This window comes from Snodgrassella sp. M0351 (assembly GCF_016100575.1).
Taxonomy (GTDB): Bacteria; Pseudomonadota; Gammaproteobacteria; order Burkholderiales; family Neisseriaceae; genus Snodgrassella; species Snodgrassella alvi.
The window spans coordinates 934,413-951,657 of the sequence record NZ_JACFSG010000001.1; the positions used below are offsets into that span (position 1 = coordinate 934,413).

Here is a 17,245-nt window from a genome sequence, read left to right on the forward strand (position 1 = left end):
CATTCCGGTATCTGCAAATCAGACCTGAAAAATAAAAATATTAATTGTTTGGTAGGGTGTTTACCAAAAGCCGCTGCCGCTGTTGTTCAAATAAACAAATAGTTGCAGCCATAGCCACGTTAAGTGATTCAGTCTGACCGGTCATGGGAATAATTACGTGTCTGGAAGCAGCTTGTAGCATTTTTGCACTCAGTCCGCCTCCTTCATTGCCGAATATCCAGCCGGCAGGTTCGTTCAGATTTAATGTATAAAGACTATGAGACTCAGGACTCAATGCCGTAGCATACAACGGATAGGCATAATCTGTACACCATGCGGTTAAATCGGAAACAGTCTGTATATTCAAATAGGCATGCGCGCCCATTGCTGCACGTAATACTTTAGGCGACCAGACATCAACACTATCTTTGCTCAGTACAATATTATGAACACCGGCAGCCAGAGCACTGCGTAAAATGGTACCGGTATTACCGGGATCCTGTACTCTTTCTAAAAGAATAACATCCTGAATATCTGATGCAGATACAACCTCCGGTAGCTTCACTATTGCTACAGGTTCTCTTGAATTAACTAAATCACTGATTTTATCCAGTAGATTGTTCGCAACCAGTACAACCTGATGTGCCGGAATTGTTGCAAGTAAATCAGAAATTTCCGGGTCATGAATACGCTGTTGCGGTAAATATAATGTCTGAATTAAATATCCAGCCTGAATAAATGTTTCAACCAGATGAACACCTTCCAGTACAGCAAGCTGATGCTGACGACGGTAATGAGACTGAGCAATTAATTTGGACAAATGCTTCAGTTCATTATTACTGGCAGATTGTATAATTTTATAACTCATACAATATTCTGGCTTTCTTCTAATTGCTGATTAAGAACCTGACTGATTTGATTAACGGCTGTTAAAGTACGCAGCTGGGTAAATAACTTTCCTGCTTCAGGGTAATTTAATTTAAGCATGCCCAGCCATTGCTTTAGTCTGGATACCGGATAAGCAGAACCCTCGGCGGCTTTATCACAGCAACTATTAAAAAAATCATTAATCCACGGCAAAATTTCTTGCCATGATAGAGCAGATATTACTTGCCCATGATTATAGGCAGCAATTTGCCGCGCCAGATCCGGACATTGAATTGCCCCGCGTCCCAGCATAACATCTGTACAATTACTAACAGCACGGATTTTCTGATAATCAGCCAGTGTAAATACATCACCATTAGCAATAACCGGAATACAAACTGTCTGATTAATACGTCCTATCCATTCCCAATGAGCGGGAGGCCGGTAACCTTCGATTTTTGTACGTGCATGTACTGTTAGCTGCTCTGCACCACCCTGTTCTATGGCCTGTGCACAATCTAGAGCCAGATCTTTATTTTCATAACCCAGACGCATTTTGGCACTCAGCATAATTTTATCTGGCAGGCTTTTGCGTACTTTGGCTACTATTTGTTCAATTTTATCCGGATACTGCAGGAGAACTGCACCACCCTGATGCTGGTTAACTGTAGGAGCTGGGCAACCAAAATTTAAATCAATATGTGTAGCCCCCAGTTCAACTACCTTTTGAGCATTCAGTGCCATATTTTCTGCATCGCTTCCTAATATCTGTACGGCTACAGCAGTACCAGCCTGAGTTTGATTATTATTTGTCAGTTCAGGCATATATTTCAGCCAGATAGAGCGACCATGAATGGTATGAGTTATGCGCACAAATTCAGTAACACAAACATCAAATCCGCCAATGCGTGTTAACAGATCGCGCATTGGCGCATCTATTAAACCCTGCATAGGCGCCAAAAATAATTTTGGTACAGTACTTTTAGTTTGCAAAATAATACAGCCCACACAAATTACAATTACTTAAATCAAAAAACAACGCAACTCGTTTTATAAACAAGTTGCGTCGACAATTATAAAATAAAATTGCTTTTAAAAGCTTTAATCGCGTAATGTTTCAATCAGATCGATTAATAATTCCACATCTTCTTTTTTCAATACTTCAAAGCCGTCATTTAAACCCAAGTCCTCCAGCAGCATTTCACCAGCCGGAGTATCATGCATAGTACTAAATGCATTCTGTAAATTTTCCAGCATTTCTGCATTACGCGGATGCAATAAAATCAAATGATATAAATCATTGATTTTACTTTCAATTAAAAGATTTAAGCGACTTCGTGTAATAGCAGTCAATTTATGATAGGCAGAGGACATAAATAAACCAATATTACCCTGATTCTGTATCAGTCCGCGGGCAACAGCTGCGAAAGATTCACTTTTAATCCATGTTAAATCTTTTTCTTCTATATCTACGGCTTCCAACAGTCGCAAAGCAATTAGTTTAACATCGTAATTCTCGGTACACAGAATTGACATACCGGGCTTGATATCTGCAAGTGATTTGATCTCACTGTCTGCACTACTGGCAATAACCATCTCATCAAAACAATTGACGGGCTTTACTACCGGCAAATAACCAAGTTCGCGAATGAGCTTGGAAGCATTGAACGGATTAGCATAGATAATATCAACATTATCCTTATCAATTTCCTGCTGTTCTTCTTCAGCATTGCTGGCCATAGATAAATGCACCGGTGCATCAATCAGCCGTTGCAGGCGAGTATTAAGAAAATGCCATCCGGCATAGTATTCAGGAGGAAAATCTGGGGCAATTAAAAAATTGATAGTCATGAGTTACCCCGCTCTTCTTTCATGAGGCCTTCATATAATGCCTGCATTTCTAATACTTTACTGCGGGAAGGTTTGCGTCGTACAGAGGTATAACCTTCAATAACACCATCGCGGATATTGGGTACTATCGTAGCGTAAACCCAGTAAAAACCACCGTCTTTACGCAGGTTTTTTACATAGCCATGCCATTTCTTTCCTTGCTCTACAGTATCCCACAAATCTTTATAAGCTACTTTGGGCATATCAGGATGGCGTAATATATAGTGCTCGGCACCCATCAGTTCATCGCGCGACCAGCCACTCATGTGTACAAACACTTCATTTGCATGAGTGATAATTCCCTTCAGATCAGTTCTGGAAGTAATCAGACAGCCATCAGGAAACTCTGTTTCTACATCAGTACAATATACCGTGCGTTTTACACCATCGTAATGTGTCAATTCAAATGTGCGGTGTTCGATTTCTGGCACTTTCATTGGTGAAATCATTATGACTCCATTTTCTTGAATGTGGACAACCAAGCAAATAATGCAAAAATTAATTTGCAATATATATTGCGCCGATTAGCAAAAGAACACAAAGCATTTAATCAGGTTGTGTAAAAAAAGACACTATTTATTGACACAAATCAATCAATATTCAACTTAATGTAAAAAAAAATATACACTGATTAATTAGATATAACATACAGTGGAGCTATTTATCACCTCCAGAAAAGCTCTATATTTACCGTTTTTTTGAAGACTCAGACTGATATAAACCAGCCCATTTCATAATATTGGCTACTTCAAATTCATTTAGCTCGTAATACTGACCACGTTTCAGTCTATTAGGTAAGGCAATCGGTCCGAAACGCACACGAACCAGACGGCTTACGGTCAGTCCCTGACTTTCAAATAAACGCCTTACCTCACGGTTGCGACCCTCTTTAATGATGATGTTGTACCATTTATTTGCTCCCTCACCGCCCTGTTCCCACAGATGCTGAGCCTGAGCAATACCATCTTCCAGTTCGACACCATTGAGCAAACTCTGTTTCTGTTCTTCACTCAGTTCACCCAGAACACGAACAGCATATTCGCGTTCTACTTCAAAACTTGGATGAGCAAACCGGTTAACCAATTCACCGGAGGTGGTTAATATCAATAACCCGCATGTATTGATATCCAGACGACCAATGGCTACCCAGCGACTGCTGGCTGTCTGAGGCAAGCGGTCAAATACACTGACTCTTCCCTGCGGATCATCACGGCTGACAATTTCACCTTCTTGTTTGTAATAAACCATAATGCGCGGCAAACGATCCGGCCATTTGATATTAATAGCAGAACCGCGCACACTGACTTCATCATCCGGTGTGATTTTGTCTCCCAATTGAGCCACTTTACCATTAACACGTACCAGCCCCTGGCTAATCCACTGCTCCATTTCCCGTCTTGAACCGGCACCAGAAGCGGCAAGAGCTTTTTGCAGTCTCACAGGCTCCATTTTTTCCAGACTGATACGCTGGTCTTTCAGCATCCGTGCCCGTTGCTGAATTTCTTGATTAGGTGTACGCTGCACCAGTTTTTTGGCACGCTGTACTTTCGTTTTTGTATTGGCTGTAATTACAGAACTATCCGCTTTACCACCAGTATTATTTTGCTGTCTGAGAGCTGATTTAGTCTTATTGCCGGAGTGCCGCCCGGAAACATGTTTATTGCTTTTACTGGCTACTCCGTCGCGTATCTGGCGTTTAGTTAATTTTTTCTTGGCTTGATTCATTCATATACTCCTATCTGTCTTCAGACAGTTCTTCTGCGGTAGAATGATCTACGGCAGGTTCATTTAAATCAGGTAATACAAGCTCACCCAATTCTGTTAATGGTGGTAACTGGCTTAAATCTTCCAGCTGTAAATCACTCAGAAAGCCAGCTGTGGTAGCCCATAAATTTGGCCTTCCCAGGCTATCACGCTGTCCGATAATTTCTATCCAGCCTCGATCCTGTAATGTTTGTAAAACATTACTAGAGACAGCTACACCACGGATAGCCTCAATATCACTTCGTGTTACCGGCTGCTGATAGGCAATGATGGCCAGTGTTTCCAATACAGCCCGGGAATAACGGGGGGTGCGCTGAACATCCAGACTGGCCAAACGGGGATAAGCCGCATGAGTAACCTGAAAGCGCCAGCCCTCGGCACTATGCACCAGATTAAGTGCCCTTTCCTGCCAGCGTATTTGCAGTGCTTCCAGTATGCTGGTTAACTCATCTGATGATAAAGGCGGATCAGAAAGCGCAGACAAAATTTTTTCACTTAATGCCTCACTTTGGGTCAGCAATGCAGCTTCAATTAATGCTTCGATAGAAACAGATTGATTCATAGTCATGTATTTCTATACTTAAATTGAAATCCGTTTTAAATAATCTATAAAGATTAACCTTTGCGCGCAGCTTTTCTGGCTGCCCGTTCTGCCTTAAGCTGTGCTTCATGCTGCTGACCTTTTTTCAACCAAACTGCCCACTGATTGGGCGTTTCCAATGTAATACGCCCGATTAGTCCGTCACGAAAATCGGTCAGCAGGCGTTCAGCAGCTTTCTGGTAATCAATGCGCCCGCCACTTAATAATGCACCACGCTTTTTACCTACCCATTCTAACCATTGATCATCAAGCCAGTGCGGGCTTTCGCTCAAGTCGGCCTGATAGCGTTGCTGTAGTAACGGCAAATAATGCCGGCGCAGATAATCCAGTAATTCCAGTGCTACCACCTCTTCATCCAGGGCATTACGACCCACGGCACCACTGGCAGCTAAATTATAACCGGCCTCCTCAACTATAATTTTCGGCCATAACATTCCGGGCGTGTCGTATAACCAGAAATCATCAGCCAGTATCAGTCGCTGTTCAGCCTTAGTAATACCCGGCTCATTACCGGTTTTGGCACTGCGTTTACCCAGCATGCCATTAATCAGGGTAGATTTACCTACATTGGGAATACCGCAAATAAGCACTCTCAGCGGTCTATCCAAACCGTGGCGGTTAGGAACCAGTGCGCGGCTGGCCGCAATAATTCTGTTAGCAGCCTGCTTTTCTGATGCATCCAGTGCCAAGACATTAGTATTAGGCTGGGAACGGTAATCAGCCAGCCACAACTCTGTGCGCTCGGGATCAGCTAAGTCCTGCTTGTTCAGAATTTTTAATTTTGGTTTATTTCCGGACAGTTTTGCCAGCAAAGGATTGGCACTGGAAGCAGGCAGGCGGGCATCCAGTACTTCAATTACCATATCCACGTTCTTTATCCGTTCGGCAATGACTTTTTTGGCTTTGTTCATATGCCCGGGGTACCACTGAATAGCCATAAACTGTCCTTGTCTGAAATCAAAAATATCAAAACTGAAAACATTCAGGCAGCCTGACATCAGGCTGCCTGAATAACGCATAATGCGTATTATACCGTTTTTTCAGAATGATTACTTAATTCTAACTGTCTGTGCCGAATCAGTACTGAATAAGCATTTAACCTGTTTGCCAGTGCTTCTACAATATAAACAGAACGATGCTGACCACCAGTACAGCCGATGCCAATATTAACATAACTGCGACTTTCTTTTTCCATGTGCGGTAACCAGCGCAATAGAAAACCGGATAAATCATCTATCATTTCTGCCATAACTGGCTGTCCGGAAAAAAATGTCTTTACAGGTTCATCCAGACCACTATACGGACGTAAGTGGAAATCGTAATAGGGATTAGGTAAAAAACGCACATCAAAAACGAAATCAAGACCGGCAGGTACACCAAATTTATAACCAAAAGACTCCAGAACAACACGCATTGGCGCTACCGGCAAGTGCAACCATTGCTGAATCTGACGGCGCAATTGCGGTACATTCAGTAATGAAGTATCTATTACATAAGCATGGCTTTGCAAAGTAGACATGTATTGCTGTTCAGCAGAAACACTTTCACTTAATGTTTTATGTTCCCGCGCCAATGGATGGCTGCGGCGTGTTTCTGAAAACCGGCGCAGTAAAACGGCTACAGAAGAAGTTAAAAACAGCAAATCAACCTGATGTCCCAGAGTACGTAACTGTGTGACCAGTTCCAATACATCTGCAGGGTTGAAGCGTGAACGGATATCTACGCTTACGCCAAGTTGCGCTACATGACTGGCTGCATAGTGTTCAATCAGACCGGGCAAAAGCTTTACCGGTAAATTATCAACACAGACAAAGCCAACATCTTCCAGTAAACGTAAAGCAATGGATTTTCCGGAACCGGATAATCCGCTAATCAATACTATCCTCATGATTCACCGCATCCTCTTTCAGCATTGAATTATGACGATCCAGAAATTGCTTGGTACTGTCCTGACCACGCATTTGTAAAATAAAATTACTCACAGCAGCTTCTACCAGTACAGCCAGATTTCGACCCACTGCTACCGGCAGAGTAACACTGCGAATAGATACATTGAGAATGCTTTCAGTTTCACTTTTTATACTCAGACGGTCAATCCTTTGCATATGGGTATCATCGGCCAGTACCAGATTGATTATCAGCTGTAACTGCTTTTTGGGTCGTACAGCAGTTTCACCGAAAATTGCCCGTATATTCAAAACACCAAGACCGCGCACTTCAAGAAAATCTTTTAGCATAGCCGGACAGCGGCCTTCAAGTGTTTCCGGTCCGATACGGTATAACTCCACCGCATCATCTGCCACCAAGCCATGTCCGCGTGATATTAGTTCCAGTGCCAGTTCGCTTTTACCCAGACCTGACTGACCGGTTATCAGCACACCAACTTCAAATACATCCAGAAATACGCCGTATTTAACTGTAGAAGCTGCCAGCACTCTCTGCAGATAAATTCGCAGAACATCCATCAGAAAAGGGCTTTCTGTTTTGGATGTCAGCAAAGGTACATTATGCGTATGACAATAATCACGCAGCATATAGGGCACAGGTAAATCATTTGCGACTATGATCAGAGACATAGTCAAATCGAACAATTCATTAAGCGTGGTTTTGATTTCACCCGCTTCAATTTTATTCAGATACTCGACTTCTGCAATCCCGATTACCTGCACCTGATTGGGATGAATAAAATTCAGATGTCCTACCAGCGCCAGTACCGGCTTATCGGCGTCAATACTGATACGGTTATCCGCACCGGCTGTGCCGGCAGACCATGCAAGTTTCAGTTTTGTCTGATTGTCATGATATAAGCGCCGTACCGAAATACTGGGCATAGTAATGTTTCCTTATACCTGTTCTGCTATCAGTATTTCACGCACACTTTCGGCACTGGTAGCAGACAATAATGCATTGCGTACAGATTTTTGTGAAAATTTTCCGGCCAGTTCCGATAAAACATTCAAATGTTTGCTTGATGCATTTTCCGGTACCAATAGTATAAATACCAGACTGACGGGTTGTTCATCCGGAGCATCAAATGCGATGGGTGTCTGCAGACGGAAAAACGCACCCACAGTATCTTTTACTGCACCGGTACGCCCGTGCGGAATGGCCACACCCTTACCTAATGCGGTAGAACCCAGCTTTTCGCGTGCAAACAAACAATTAAAAACATCTTCCTGCGACAAACCTGCCTCTTCGGATAATAATTGACCGGTTTCTTCAAACAGACGTTTCTTACTACTTACATTTAAATCAAGAACCACATGTGAAACCGGTAAAATATCCCCAATTAAACTCATGCTCATATTCAATTCCTATCAAACTGCACTGTACAGCCGGCTAATCCGGAAAGAGGACTAATTTACTTTGCTGATTCAGATGCAATTTATTACAATACAATCAAATTACAAAAACTATCTCTTATTTCTACCCGGTAATGCTTTCATTGTTCATGATTTGCCTATCCAGTAATGCAGAAGCAATCCGGTAAACAGGATAAGACCAATCCGGTTATTACGAACAAACATGATAAAGCATATTTTGCGGTCTCTCGTACGAATATTGAGCCACTGACAATACTGCAAAACAGATACAATTACCAGTGCCAGCCAGTACCAGATAGTGGCGTGAATCTGCCAGCCAGCCAGAATCATAAGCAGATCAAACCCTGCATGACACAACATAACAGCAGTAATATCGTGATTACCAAAAGTAATTGCTGAGGTATGAATGCCGATTTTTAAATCATCTTCCTTGTCTGCCATGGCATATATAGTGTCATAAGCTAAAGTCCACAATGTATTGGCAGCCAGCAAAATCCACGCAATCATCGGCACATGATTAGTTATCGCTGCAAACGCCATAGGTATCCCAAACGAAAATGCCAGACCAAGATATAACTGCGGTAATGGAAAAAAACGTTTAGTAAACGGATATGTCATGGCTAGAAATAGTGCGGGAATACTCATCAGCCAGGTAAGCCGATTCATAGGCAGCAAACAGAATGCAGATAAAATACACAATAGTAATGTCAGTATGAGCGCTTCTTTTTTACTTACCTTTTTTAAAGCAAAAGGTCGCTGACAGGTACGATCAACAGCACCGTCAAAATCGCGGTCTGCATAATCATTAATCACGCAACCGGCACTGCGCATTAAAAAAGTGCCGATTGTAAACAGCAGCACGATTAACCAGTCCGGATAGCCGTCTGCAGCAATCCATAAAGCCCACCAGGTTGGCCATAACAGCAATAACGTACCAATCGGCCGGTCTATACGCATTAACTGTGTATAGACTTGAAAGCGCTCAGCCAACTGCCCGTTTTTTTTATCTTGCAGTTTCCTTTCTACAAAAAATCGATTCACACCTGTCTTTCAATGTTAATGCATGATTAAAAAATACAAAGATAGCCTCTGCCACATTGCCAGAACACTACTGATGCTACTACTATCAGAAAGAAGTCGGCAAACCAAATAATTGTAGCATAAGCATAACAGCTAACTGCACTCTGAAACCATAATCCAAAGGAGTAAGATATGGATTTAATTTTATGGCGTCATGCCGAGGCTGAAGACAGCCGCAATGATATGGCACGAAGATTAACAATTAAAGGGCAGCAACAGGCAAAGTCCAGTGCTCAATGGTTGCATCAGCATTTACCGGATAACTTTCAAGTTTTCTGCTCAGAAGCAGTAAGAGCACAGCAAACTGCAGAATTTCTTAAACAGCCTTTGACTATTAATAAATTACTGAATCCTAACAGCCATCCGCTTAATCTCGCTACTTTTCTGCAACAACAGAACGCTGCTTCTTCTACACAGATATGGGTAGGTCATCAACCATGGATAGGTCAGTTCTGCGCTTATTTGCTCAACGGCATCTGGTTACCGCAGCAATTCTGGTCAGTGAAAAAATCAGCTTTTTGGTGGTTTGATGTCCGTTTTTATCAACAGCGCCATCAGGCACGGCTAAAAGTCGTTCTTTCACCCGCTGCTTTAAAATAAACCATACAGATATAATCTGCAAATGAAAGCATATAGCGATGAGTTGGTTACATAAAAATGTCAATATCGGACATAATCAGTTCAATGAAAAAAGCTTTTTCACAAAGCTTAGGAAAAATGCCTTAATTCTGGGTAAGCCCGTAATTGTGCAGCTATACACCTTATATCTGCTTTTTAAATCAGCAGAAACACCGCTACGCAGTAAAATGCTGATATTGGGTGCCCTGCTCTATTTTCTCAGTCCTATAGATCTGATTCCCGATTTACTCGGACCAATAGGATTTACTGATGATATTGCGGTTATTACCATGGTATGCAGACAACTGCAAAAAGCCATCACACCGGCACTTAAAGCTCAGGCTGAAACAGCTGTTTCCCGATTCTTTCACCGTTAAATCATACCTTCCTGCTAAGCTATTCAATATTATTTTGATATAGCCGCATCAGTTTATCCATAAAAATAAAAAGCTGCTGGTTCATAACAGAATAATCAAAATATCTGATTTCCTCTGCTGACTGAATAAAAGGATAATCAGCTGCTTTCTCTAATTCAGATGCAGAAGCTGCAATTAATTTATCAATAGCTTTTGCATTCAGCTCCAGATGACACTGAAAACCGTATACCAACGGTGCATAACGGATAATCTGACGCGGACAACTTTTACTATAGGCAAGCACTTGTGCCTGTTCGGTCAGACCCGGCATATCACCATGCCAATGTGCCACCAGCATTTCTTTATCAAAATGAGAGATAAGTTCATCCGCCATACCTGCATGAGTTAGATAAATTGGAAAATAACCAATTTCTTTATTAGGACTGTGTTCATACATTCCGTTTAAAGCCTGCCCGATTAATTGGGCACCTAAACAAATACCAAGCACAGCCTTACCATTATTAATGGCACTGAGAATCAGACTTTGCTCTGCATTAGTATCAAAATAAGGGCATTCTTCAATTGTCGTAACTGGTGATTGCGCCCCCCCCATAATAATCAGCATATCGAAACCAGCTGCAGATTCGGGTAATTTGTCGCCAAGATAAACGCGTGAATGCGAAATCTGATAATCTCTACTGATTGCCCATTCTTCACAAGCTGCAGCTTCTTCATAATCCTGATGAATAATAAAATGTACCCGCAATTTTATTCTCCTCCATATACAATAAAATCAGAATAAACTGGTTAAACTATACGGTTTTTTCCGGTAGATATCCAATTATAAAAGGATCTCCATTTATCAGATTTTTGATTTACGATATAGCCAAAGCAAATATAATAGCGCCGCACAAACAGTGCGGCGCTGATTTAAGCTAGGGTAAAATTAATTACTTGCTGGCCTTAAATTCTTCATGATATTCACAAGCCAGTTTATGCAGAGATGCACCAATAGCTTTGTACTGATATTCATTCAGATTGGCTAATGAAACACGACCGGATGGGTGACGTACGGCAAAACCTTTACCCGGTAACAATACTACGCCGGATTCATCCGCAATTCTGAACAGCAGTTCATTCGGGTTTTTGGTTTTAACAACCCATTCAGCAAACTCATCACCATACAGCTGACGTGCAGTATCTTCCATATCAACCAGAGTGTAGTAATCCACACTGTTTTCATTAAACTCATGTTTAATACCCAGCTGTTTGTACATGGCAGCACTGCGGTTGCGAATCAGAGCCATCAGAGCATCTTTATACTGTTTCTTGGTATCCATCATTTCGGCCAGAGAGAACAGTACCATCTGCACCTGTTGTGGTGTAGACAAACCAGCTGTGTGGTTCAGAGCAACAGCACGGCTGTCAGCAACCATACGGTCGATCAGTTTCAGTTTTTCCGGTTCCGGAGTAATAGACAGATAACGTTTGTGCAATACCTGACGTTCTTCTTCAGGCAGCTCAGCAATTTTCTTGTCCAGTACATTTTCTTTGGCCATGGCAATCACACCCAAGCGCCAACCGGTAGCACCGAAGTATTTAGAGAAAGAGTACACTAAAATAGTGTTGTACGGGCACAGAGTAAACAGAGATTCAAAGTTCTCAGCAAATGTACCGTATACGTCATCAGTCAGAATAATCAGATCAGGACGTTTTTTCACAATGTCAGCAATAATCTGCAGACTGCGGTCGTCCATTTTCACTGAAGGCGGATTGGATGGGTTAACCAGATAGAATGCTTTGATTGAAGGATCTTCCAGTTTGCGCAATTCGCTTTCAGGATACTGCCAGTCCAGTTTCGGATCAGCATTGATTAGAACTTCTTCCAGTTCATAATCGTTCAGTTCAGGAATTTCCAGATAGGGTGTGAAAATTGGTGCGCCCAGAGCAATTTTATCGCCATGACGAATCAGACCATTCTGTTTCAGAGAACTGAAAATGTATGCCATAGCAGCAGTACCACCTTCAGTTGCAAACAGATCGATATCATCATTAGACATCGTTTTAGCACCCATTTCTTCCAAAATATAGGTTTTAACGATTTCTTCAGACAAGCGCAGCATACGGTCAGGTACAGGATAATTGCAACCCAGAATACCTTCGGTCATTTCCAGCAGGAACTGATGCTGATTGTAACCAAGCTGGTCACGTACATAAGACATGGCTTTGCTCAGAAAATCAACACCCGGTTTGTGACGGTTACGACGGATAAAATCATCAAAACGTGCCATCAGATCATCTTTAAACGGCATACCACCGATATTCTGATCCAGGAAAGAGAAAGAAATTTCAGACTCTTCCGCAGCAAACAAACCTAATTCAAAAAAGGCATTGCGTGGTAAAGTAGCCAGAAAATTAGGGTTACCACGGCCGGCATTCAGCATCATCCGATCGTTGCGGCTCTGTGCCAGATCAATCAAGTGATTTTTCAACTCAAACGGGCTTAAATTAGCATATTTTTCAAAATCATGTTTTGAAGTCATAATAGTTTCCTCAAGAAGTTAAAGCACATATCAAACAAGAGCCACAATCAACGGACCTAACAATGTCAGGAACACATTGGCTAATGCATATGTAACGGCAAATGGAGTAGTCGGAATTGCATTGCCTGCTTTATCCAGAACTTCACCAAATGCAGGATTGGCACTGCGTGAACCAGCCAAGGCACCTGCAAATACAGCTGCATTGTCATAACGAAGCACATAGCGACCAAAGAAAATAGCCAGAATCATCGGAACCAGAGTAACCACCACACCGATCAGGAACAGAGTCAGACCATGTTCTTTAATAGTGGTAATTGCCTGTAAACCTGATTGCAGACCCACAACAGATACGAAGCCGGCCAGACCGAAATCCTTCATAAACTGAGAAGCCGCAGCAGGCATATTGCCGAATGTCTGTTTACGGGCACGCAGCCAGCCAAAGAAAAGACCAGATAACAATGCACCACCACCGGCACCAAGCGTAATCGGAATATTGCCGATACGAATTACTACCCAGCCGATAATCAGACCAAGTACTACGCCCAGACCGTGATAAGCCCAGTCAGTTTTACTATTAACCGTAATAGGTGCACCGATGATGTGTACGACACGGTTAATATCACTGGTAGAACCGTAAATGGTCATTACATCGCCCAGTTTGAACTCTGTATCAGGTGTCAGATCCAGTTTTTCACCATTGCGATGCAGTTCAATCAGATAGATACCATGCTGAATTTCAAAATCTTTATCGCTCATATGAACTTTGGAACGAATTTCAGCCATGGTTTTATTCGCATACTCAGGATTGCGGAAAACCACATTTTTAGTATCAACAATGACTTCCAGACCCGGCTCGGCATCTAGTTCGCGGCCGAATAAAGTGCTGACAGAAGTAACAGCTTCACGACGACCAACAATCAGGATGATGTCTTCCGGTTTCAGAATCGTAGACGGAGTGCAGTCAATCAGATTACCGTGACGTTTAATGCGTTCAATCGTAATACCCAGATTTTCTAATTCAATATCTTTAATAGATTTCTGAATATCATGTTCAACCACATAGATACGTCCCACCATCTGCGTAATTGCCATCCCCTGATTACCTTCCAGTGCCATAGCACCTTTCAGTTGTTCAGCTTCTGCAGCTACCGCATCATCGCGAATATCCCGACCCATAATTTTCGGTAACACATTCATACAAATTATGATTGCGCCCAGAGAACCAAAGATATATGTCACCGCATAACCAATAGCTACATTAGCCTGTAACTGCTGTAACTGATCGGCAGGCAGACCCATATGTGTCAGAGCATCAGCAGCCGTACCCAGAATTGCTGACTGAGTTAAACCACCGGCAGCCAGACCAGCGGCCAGACCTTTATCCAGATGGAACAGGCGTGCCATAATCATTACCGTAATAAAGCCGGTAATGGCGATAAACAATGCCAGAAAGATTTCACGCAGAGTTTTTACACCCAGTGAACGGAAAAACTGAGGACCACTTTCATAACCCACAGCGTAAATAAATAAAGTAAACAGCAATGCCTTAAGGCCAGAATCAATGTGAACATTGAGCAGGCTTAAGACCACTGCCACCAGCAGGGAACCGGCAACCCCGCCAAGCTGGAACTTACCGAAGCGTATATTGCCCAGCAAATATCCCAGACTTAACGACAGAAACATCAGAATAACCGGTGATTCCTTAATATTAGTCAATACCCAATTCAACATATGTCTACCTTCTCCTGAAAGAACGAAGGCTAGTGTGCGCTTATGCGCTTTTAATTTTTGTCTAAATATTCATATGTTCGAAAATTAATGATAATTTTGGTATTTTGTTAACAACATTGGCATTTAATTAATCAAATTAACCACGTTTAATTACTATGTAAGATTAATTTCACACTAGTGTAATAAGCAGCTTTTAGGGTATTTTTCCTCTGATTTAAAAGAGAAAAGTTAAGATTATGTTTAGATTTTTTTATTAATATATAAACAAATACAATAATAAAAAATTCAATATGAATAAATATTGAAATATATCCTGATATTAGCTTATTCAAACCATCATTGAAGTAATTTATTTTTAACTGAATATATTTATTCATATTGAATATTTAATTATTAAGCTAAATAAATATTTTTTTAATGCAAGTGATAATTTCTAACATATTGAAATGATAATAAGAATCCTGTTTAACAACTTAGCCGATTATTAAAAATTCTGTAGTCATTTCACAACAAACTCCCCTTTTTTTTTAAATAAAAATGATATTGAAATTAACATAAATTACTAATTAAAATATCTAATCAAAAAAATGACTAATTAATCCATTTTGTTACACAACATTTACATAAATATTTTTATACCTGAAAACTGAATACAAACAGTTTGCATTTAAAGATTAAAATTTTATTTAAGCTGTATTTGTATCAATATTTTTTAAAACTATTTATAAATCAAATATAAAGCAATTAGAAAAGCTTATTTATTAAAACAGCTTATCTTTAAAAAAAATTATAGAAAAAGCCTGAATAAATTTATTCAGGCTTTTTTTCAAACTTACATACAGATAAATATACCTGTCGAGGCTCAGCTATAAAATATTCAGCGAAATAAAGGCATTGATTCGGTATTGATAAAATTAACTGCATTATTTAAATTATTTTGTGGATTATCTTCAACATCCGGATATTGAGTAGAATCTGCAGGATCTGTTGAGTCTGTATCAACATCATCAGTTTCATCATCATATAAAGAAAATGTATTTACTTCACTTTCAGGTGAAGATACACCGATATCCTTAATCAGCCGATGATACTCTGCAGATTGAGCTAACAACTGTTTTGCAGCTTTGCGCAGGTTATTTACTTCACTGCGTGCCAGATAAAACGTTGTTGGTATATGAATTACTTTATCCCTTAAAGGGGAAGAAGGTAAATCCAGTAAATTCACACTTACATAATAAACACGCGGTGTACCCTCACTGCGATTTTCATTCCACCAGTCTACATATTTCTGAAACTGATTCTGAGTATCTTCTGAATATTTTTCAATCGGGATACTGGTTAATGCCCTCACCACTTCAGTTGTACCGGGAACACTGGCGCTACGGTCAATTTCATTTTTGCGCTGTGTCTGAGCATTGACATTAATAATAATAATTTTATGAATATTCGCTGATTCCAGCCGGTCATACAAAGTTTTATTACTATATAGCTCAGTAGCATCCAGTAAACTGCGTAATCCCAGATTGTCCGTTAATCCACCATCCAGCAAATGAATATAAGGTCTTTTCTGACTATCCTGGTACTGCTTGAGGTTATTGCGATAAGCTGAGCGTGTCTGAGCACGGAAAGCTGTCGTGCCGGTAGCATCAGCATTATTACTATCAACCAGATTATCCGGTAACCGATAATGGCAATTACCGCCATTATTATTTAGAGTTACTGGTGCAAAAACCAGTGGCACAGCACTAGATGCCGCTACGGCACGGGAAATGGGTAATTTAGTTAAATCAATGCAGAGTAAATCAAAATACTCCTGCGTAAAATCCAGCCGGCTACCTAAACTCATATCTGTAGCACTAATTACTACAAACGGCCCCTTACGTTTATTATTTAAATCTGCATAAGTGGCACCGTGATATAAATGTAAATCCAGCTGTTCCTGTAATAAATCACCACGCCCAAATTCAGGTGAAGCCAGCCGCGACCAGTTAGCCATCGAAAAAACCTGACCAACTAACATTTTCTGCAAATTTAAATTGAGAAAATTTTGCTCAAATTTCGGTATTGTATCGGCTCCGTGTAATCCAAAATAAGTAGCTAAAACTGAGCCTCCAGATATACCATAAACCACATCAACCGTATCAAGCAGACTTACCTGTTTACCGTCTATTTTTACTTGCTGCTTTTTCAGAGATTCCAAAACCCCATAACCAAACGCAGCTGCACGGGTTCCGCCACCGGAAAGCATCACAATACCGATTACATCATCTCTTTTATTCGCATTATTGTTTAACAATGCACGTTGTAAACGATAACCTTGCTTTTCATCAATATGATCAATTGTGTCTATAGGCTGATATTGCAAGGTAGAACAGGCATTCAGGCTCAATACAGCAATCAGTGTCAGCAGGTACCATCTAACATATCTCGTAATACTTAGCGGCATTACAGCTCCCGGAGCAGAAAATATCAGGATACCTGATATAAATTGAT

The 17,245-nt window shown here is 41.0% G+C and carries 17 protein-coding genes; 2 read left to right on the plus strand and 15 right to left on the minus strand.

The features are described from left to right. Positions 1 to 40: 40 nt before the first annotated feature. The 11 genes from H3V01_RS04205 to ubiA form a co-directional block, all read right to left on the minus strand. Positions 41 to 847, minus strand: a complete 807-nt coding sequence (locus H3V01_RS04205) for a TrmH family RNA methyltransferase (RefSeq protein WP_037476295.1) — start codon at positions 845 to 847, stop codon at positions 41 to 43. Next, entirely contained in the window at positions 844 to 1,797 is a 954-nt protein-coding gene (locus H3V01_RS04210) for a tRNA dihydrouridine synthase (protein ID WP_198186432.1), read from the minus strand. The genes H3V01_RS04205 and H3V01_RS04210 overlap by 4 nt, the downstream gene beginning before the upstream one ends. A 150-nt stretch (positions 1,798 to 1,947) precedes the next feature. Then, positions 1,948 to 2,697: a phosphate/phosphite/phosphonate ABC transporter substrate-binding protein gene (locus H3V01_RS04215; protein WP_025330757.1), complete on the minus strand. Its 750-nt coding sequence runs from the start codon at positions 2,695 to 2,697 to the stop codon at positions 1,948 to 1,950. After that, on the minus strand, positions 2,694 to 3,185 hold the full coding sequence (locus H3V01_RS04220) for a PAS domain-containing protein (protein WP_232332590.1): 492 nt from the start codon (positions 3,183 to 3,185) through the stop codon (positions 2,694 to 2,696). Before H3V01_RS04220 ends, H3V01_RS04215 begins: the two co-directional genes overlap by 4 nt. Before the next feature lie 238 nt (positions 3,186 to 3,423). Beyond that, positions 3,424 to 4,461, minus strand: a complete 1,038-nt coding sequence (locus H3V01_RS04225; RefSeq protein WP_037394991.1) for a pseudouridine synthase — start codon at positions 4,459 to 4,461, stop codon at positions 3,424 to 3,426. 10 nt (positions 4,462 to 4,471) lie between these two features. Further along, on the minus strand, positions 4,472 to 5,062 hold the full coding sequence (scpB, locus tag H3V01_RS04230; RefSeq protein ID WP_037395236.1) for an SMC-Scp complex subunit ScpB: 591 nt from the start codon (positions 5,060 to 5,062) through the stop codon (positions 4,472 to 4,474). A gap of 53 nt (positions 5,063 to 5,115) precedes the next feature. Further along, positions 5,116 to 6,039, minus strand: coding sequence for a ribosome biogenesis GTPase YlqF (ylqF, locus tag H3V01_RS04235; protein ID WP_198186074.1), 924 nt, complete (start codon positions 6,037 to 6,039; stop codon positions 5,116 to 5,118). 89 nt (positions 6,040 to 6,128) lie between these two features. Next, entirely contained in the window at positions 6,129 to 6,989 is an 861-nt protein-coding gene (gene rapZ / locus H3V01_RS04240; RefSeq protein ID WP_025330761.1) for an RNase adapter RapZ, read from the minus strand. Beyond that, positions 6,970 to 7,932 carry an HPr(Ser) kinase/phosphatase gene (gene hprK / locus H3V01_RS04245; protein WP_025330762.1) on the minus strand — a complete coding sequence of 321 codons (963 nt, stop codon included), beginning with the start codon at positions 7,930 to 7,932 and terminating at the stop codon, positions 6,970 to 6,972. Before hprK ends, rapZ begins: the two co-directional genes overlap by 20 nt. Positions 7,933 to 7,944: 12 nt before the next feature. Next, positions 7,945 to 8,400, minus strand: coding sequence for a PTS IIA-like nitrogen regulatory protein PtsN (ptsN, locus tag H3V01_RS04250; protein ID WP_198186433.1), 456 nt, complete (start codon positions 8,398 to 8,400; stop codon positions 7,945 to 7,947). 150 nt (positions 8,401 to 8,550) lie between these two features. Further along, positions 8,551 to 9,381 (minus strand): 4-hydroxybenzoate octaprenyltransferase, encoded by an 831-nt coding sequence (ubiA, locus tag H3V01_RS04255; protein ID WP_198186434.1) that lies wholly within the window; start codon positions 9,379 to 9,381, stop codon positions 8,551 to 8,553. Positions 9,382 to 9,636: 255 nt separating this feature from the next. Between ubiA and H3V01_RS04260 the strand changes: the two genes are divergently transcribed. Together H3V01_RS04260 and H3V01_RS04265 are read left to right on the plus strand one after the other, a co-directional pair. Continuing rightward, complete coding sequence (locus tag H3V01_RS04260; protein WP_084548413.1) at positions 9,637 to 10,104, plus strand: SixA phosphatase family protein; 468 nt, start codon at positions 9,637 to 9,639, stop codon at positions 10,102 to 10,104. A gap of 38 nt (positions 10,105 to 10,142) precedes the next feature. Beyond that, positions 10,143 to 10,499 carry a YkvA family protein gene (locus tag H3V01_RS04265; RefSeq protein WP_198186075.1) on the plus strand — a complete coding sequence of 119 codons (357 nt, stop codon included), beginning with the start codon at positions 10,143 to 10,145 and terminating at the stop codon, positions 10,497 to 10,499. A gap of 19 nt (positions 10,500 to 10,518) precedes the next feature. Here the strand turns inward: H3V01_RS04265 and H3V01_RS04270 are convergent, their stop codons facing one another. The 4 genes from H3V01_RS04270 to H3V01_RS04285 form a co-directional block, all read right to left on the minus strand. Beyond that, the gene (locus H3V01_RS04270; protein WP_198186076.1) at positions 10,519 to 11,244 is read right to left on the minus strand and encodes a glutamine amidotransferase-related protein; all 726 of its coding nucleotides are present in this window, start codon (positions 11,242 to 11,244) and stop codon (positions 10,519 to 10,521) included. Positions 11,245 to 11,428: 184 nt separating this feature from the next. Beyond that, positions 11,429 to 13,021 (minus strand): bifunctional aspartate transaminase/aspartate 4-decarboxylase, encoded by a 1,593-nt coding sequence (locus tag H3V01_RS04275; protein WP_025330768.1) that lies wholly within the window; start codon positions 13,019 to 13,021, stop codon positions 11,429 to 11,431. A 30-nt stretch (positions 13,022 to 13,051) separates the two neighbouring features. Beyond that, entirely contained in the window at positions 13,052 to 14,752 is a 1,701-nt protein-coding gene (aspT, locus tag H3V01_RS04280; protein WP_037476278.1) for an aspartate-alanine antiporter, read from the minus strand. Between the two features lie 877 nt (positions 14,753 to 15,629). Beyond that, positions 15,630 to 17,198: a patatin-like phospholipase family protein gene (locus tag H3V01_RS04285; RefSeq protein ID WP_198186077.1), complete on the minus strand. Its 1,569-nt coding sequence runs from the start codon at positions 17,196 to 17,198 to the stop codon at positions 15,630 to 15,632. Positions 17,199 to 17,245 lie beyond the last annotated feature (47 nt).

Bases quoted from the DNA above. Each gene is read 5' to 3' on its own strand.
- H3V01_RS04205 (WP_037476295.1), bottom strand. From the start codon at position 847: ATGAGTTATAAAATTATACAATCTGCCAGTAATAATGAACTGAAGCAT.
- H3V01_RS04210 (WP_198186432.1), bottom strand. From the start codon at position 1,797: ATGCAGGGTTTAATAGATGCGCCAATGCGCGATCTGTTAACACGCATT.
- H3V01_RS04215 (WP_025330757.1), bottom strand. From the start codon at position 2,697: ATGACTATCAATTTTTTAATTGCCCCAGATTTTCCTCCTGAATACTAT.
- H3V01_RS04220 (WP_232332590.1), bottom strand. From the start codon at position 3,185: ATGATTTCACCAATGAAAGTGCCAGAAATCGAACACCGCACATTTGAA.
- H3V01_RS04225 (WP_037394991.1), bottom strand. From the start codon at position 4,461: ATGAATCAAGCCAAGAAAAAATTAACTAAACGCCAGATACGCGACGGA.
- scpB (WP_037395236.1), bottom strand. From the start codon at position 5,062: ATGAATCAATCTGTTTCTATCGAAGCATTAATTGAAGCTGCATTGCTG.
- ylqF (WP_198186074.1), bottom strand. From the start codon at position 6,039: ATGGCTATTCAGTGGTACCCCGGGCATATGAACAAAGCCAAAAAAGTC.
- rapZ (WP_025330761.1), bottom strand. From the start codon at position 6,989: ATGAGGATAGTATTGATTAGCGGATTATCCGGTTCCGGAAAATCCATT.
- hprK (WP_025330762.1), bottom strand. From the start codon at position 7,932: ATGCCCAGTATTTCGGTACGGCGCTTATATCATGACAATCAGACAAAA.
- ptsN (WP_198186433.1), bottom strand. From the start codon at position 8,400: ATGAGTTTAATTGGGGATATTTTACCGGTTTCACATGTGGTTCTTGAT.
- ubiA (WP_198186434.1), bottom strand. From the start codon at position 9,381: ATGCGTATAGACCGGCCGATTGGTACGTTATTGCTGTTATGGCCAACC.
- H3V01_RS04260 (WP_084548413.1), top strand. From the start codon at position 9,637: ATGGATTTAATTTTATGGCGTCATGCCGAGGCTGAAGACAGCCGCAAT.
- H3V01_RS04265 (WP_198186075.1), top strand. From the start codon at position 10,143: ATGAGTTGGTTACATAAAAATGTCAATATCGGACATAATCAGTTCAAT.
- H3V01_RS04275 (WP_025330768.1), bottom strand. From the start codon at position 13,021: ATGACTTCAAAACATGATTTTGAAAAATATGCTAATTTAAGCCCGTTT.
- aspT (WP_037476278.1), bottom strand. From the start codon at position 14,752: ATGTTGAATTGGGTATTGACTAATATTAAGGAATCACCGGTTATTCTG.
- H3V01_RS04285 (WP_198186077.1), bottom strand. From the start codon at position 17,198: ATGCCGCTAAGTATTACGAGATATGTTAGATGGTACCTGCTGACACTG.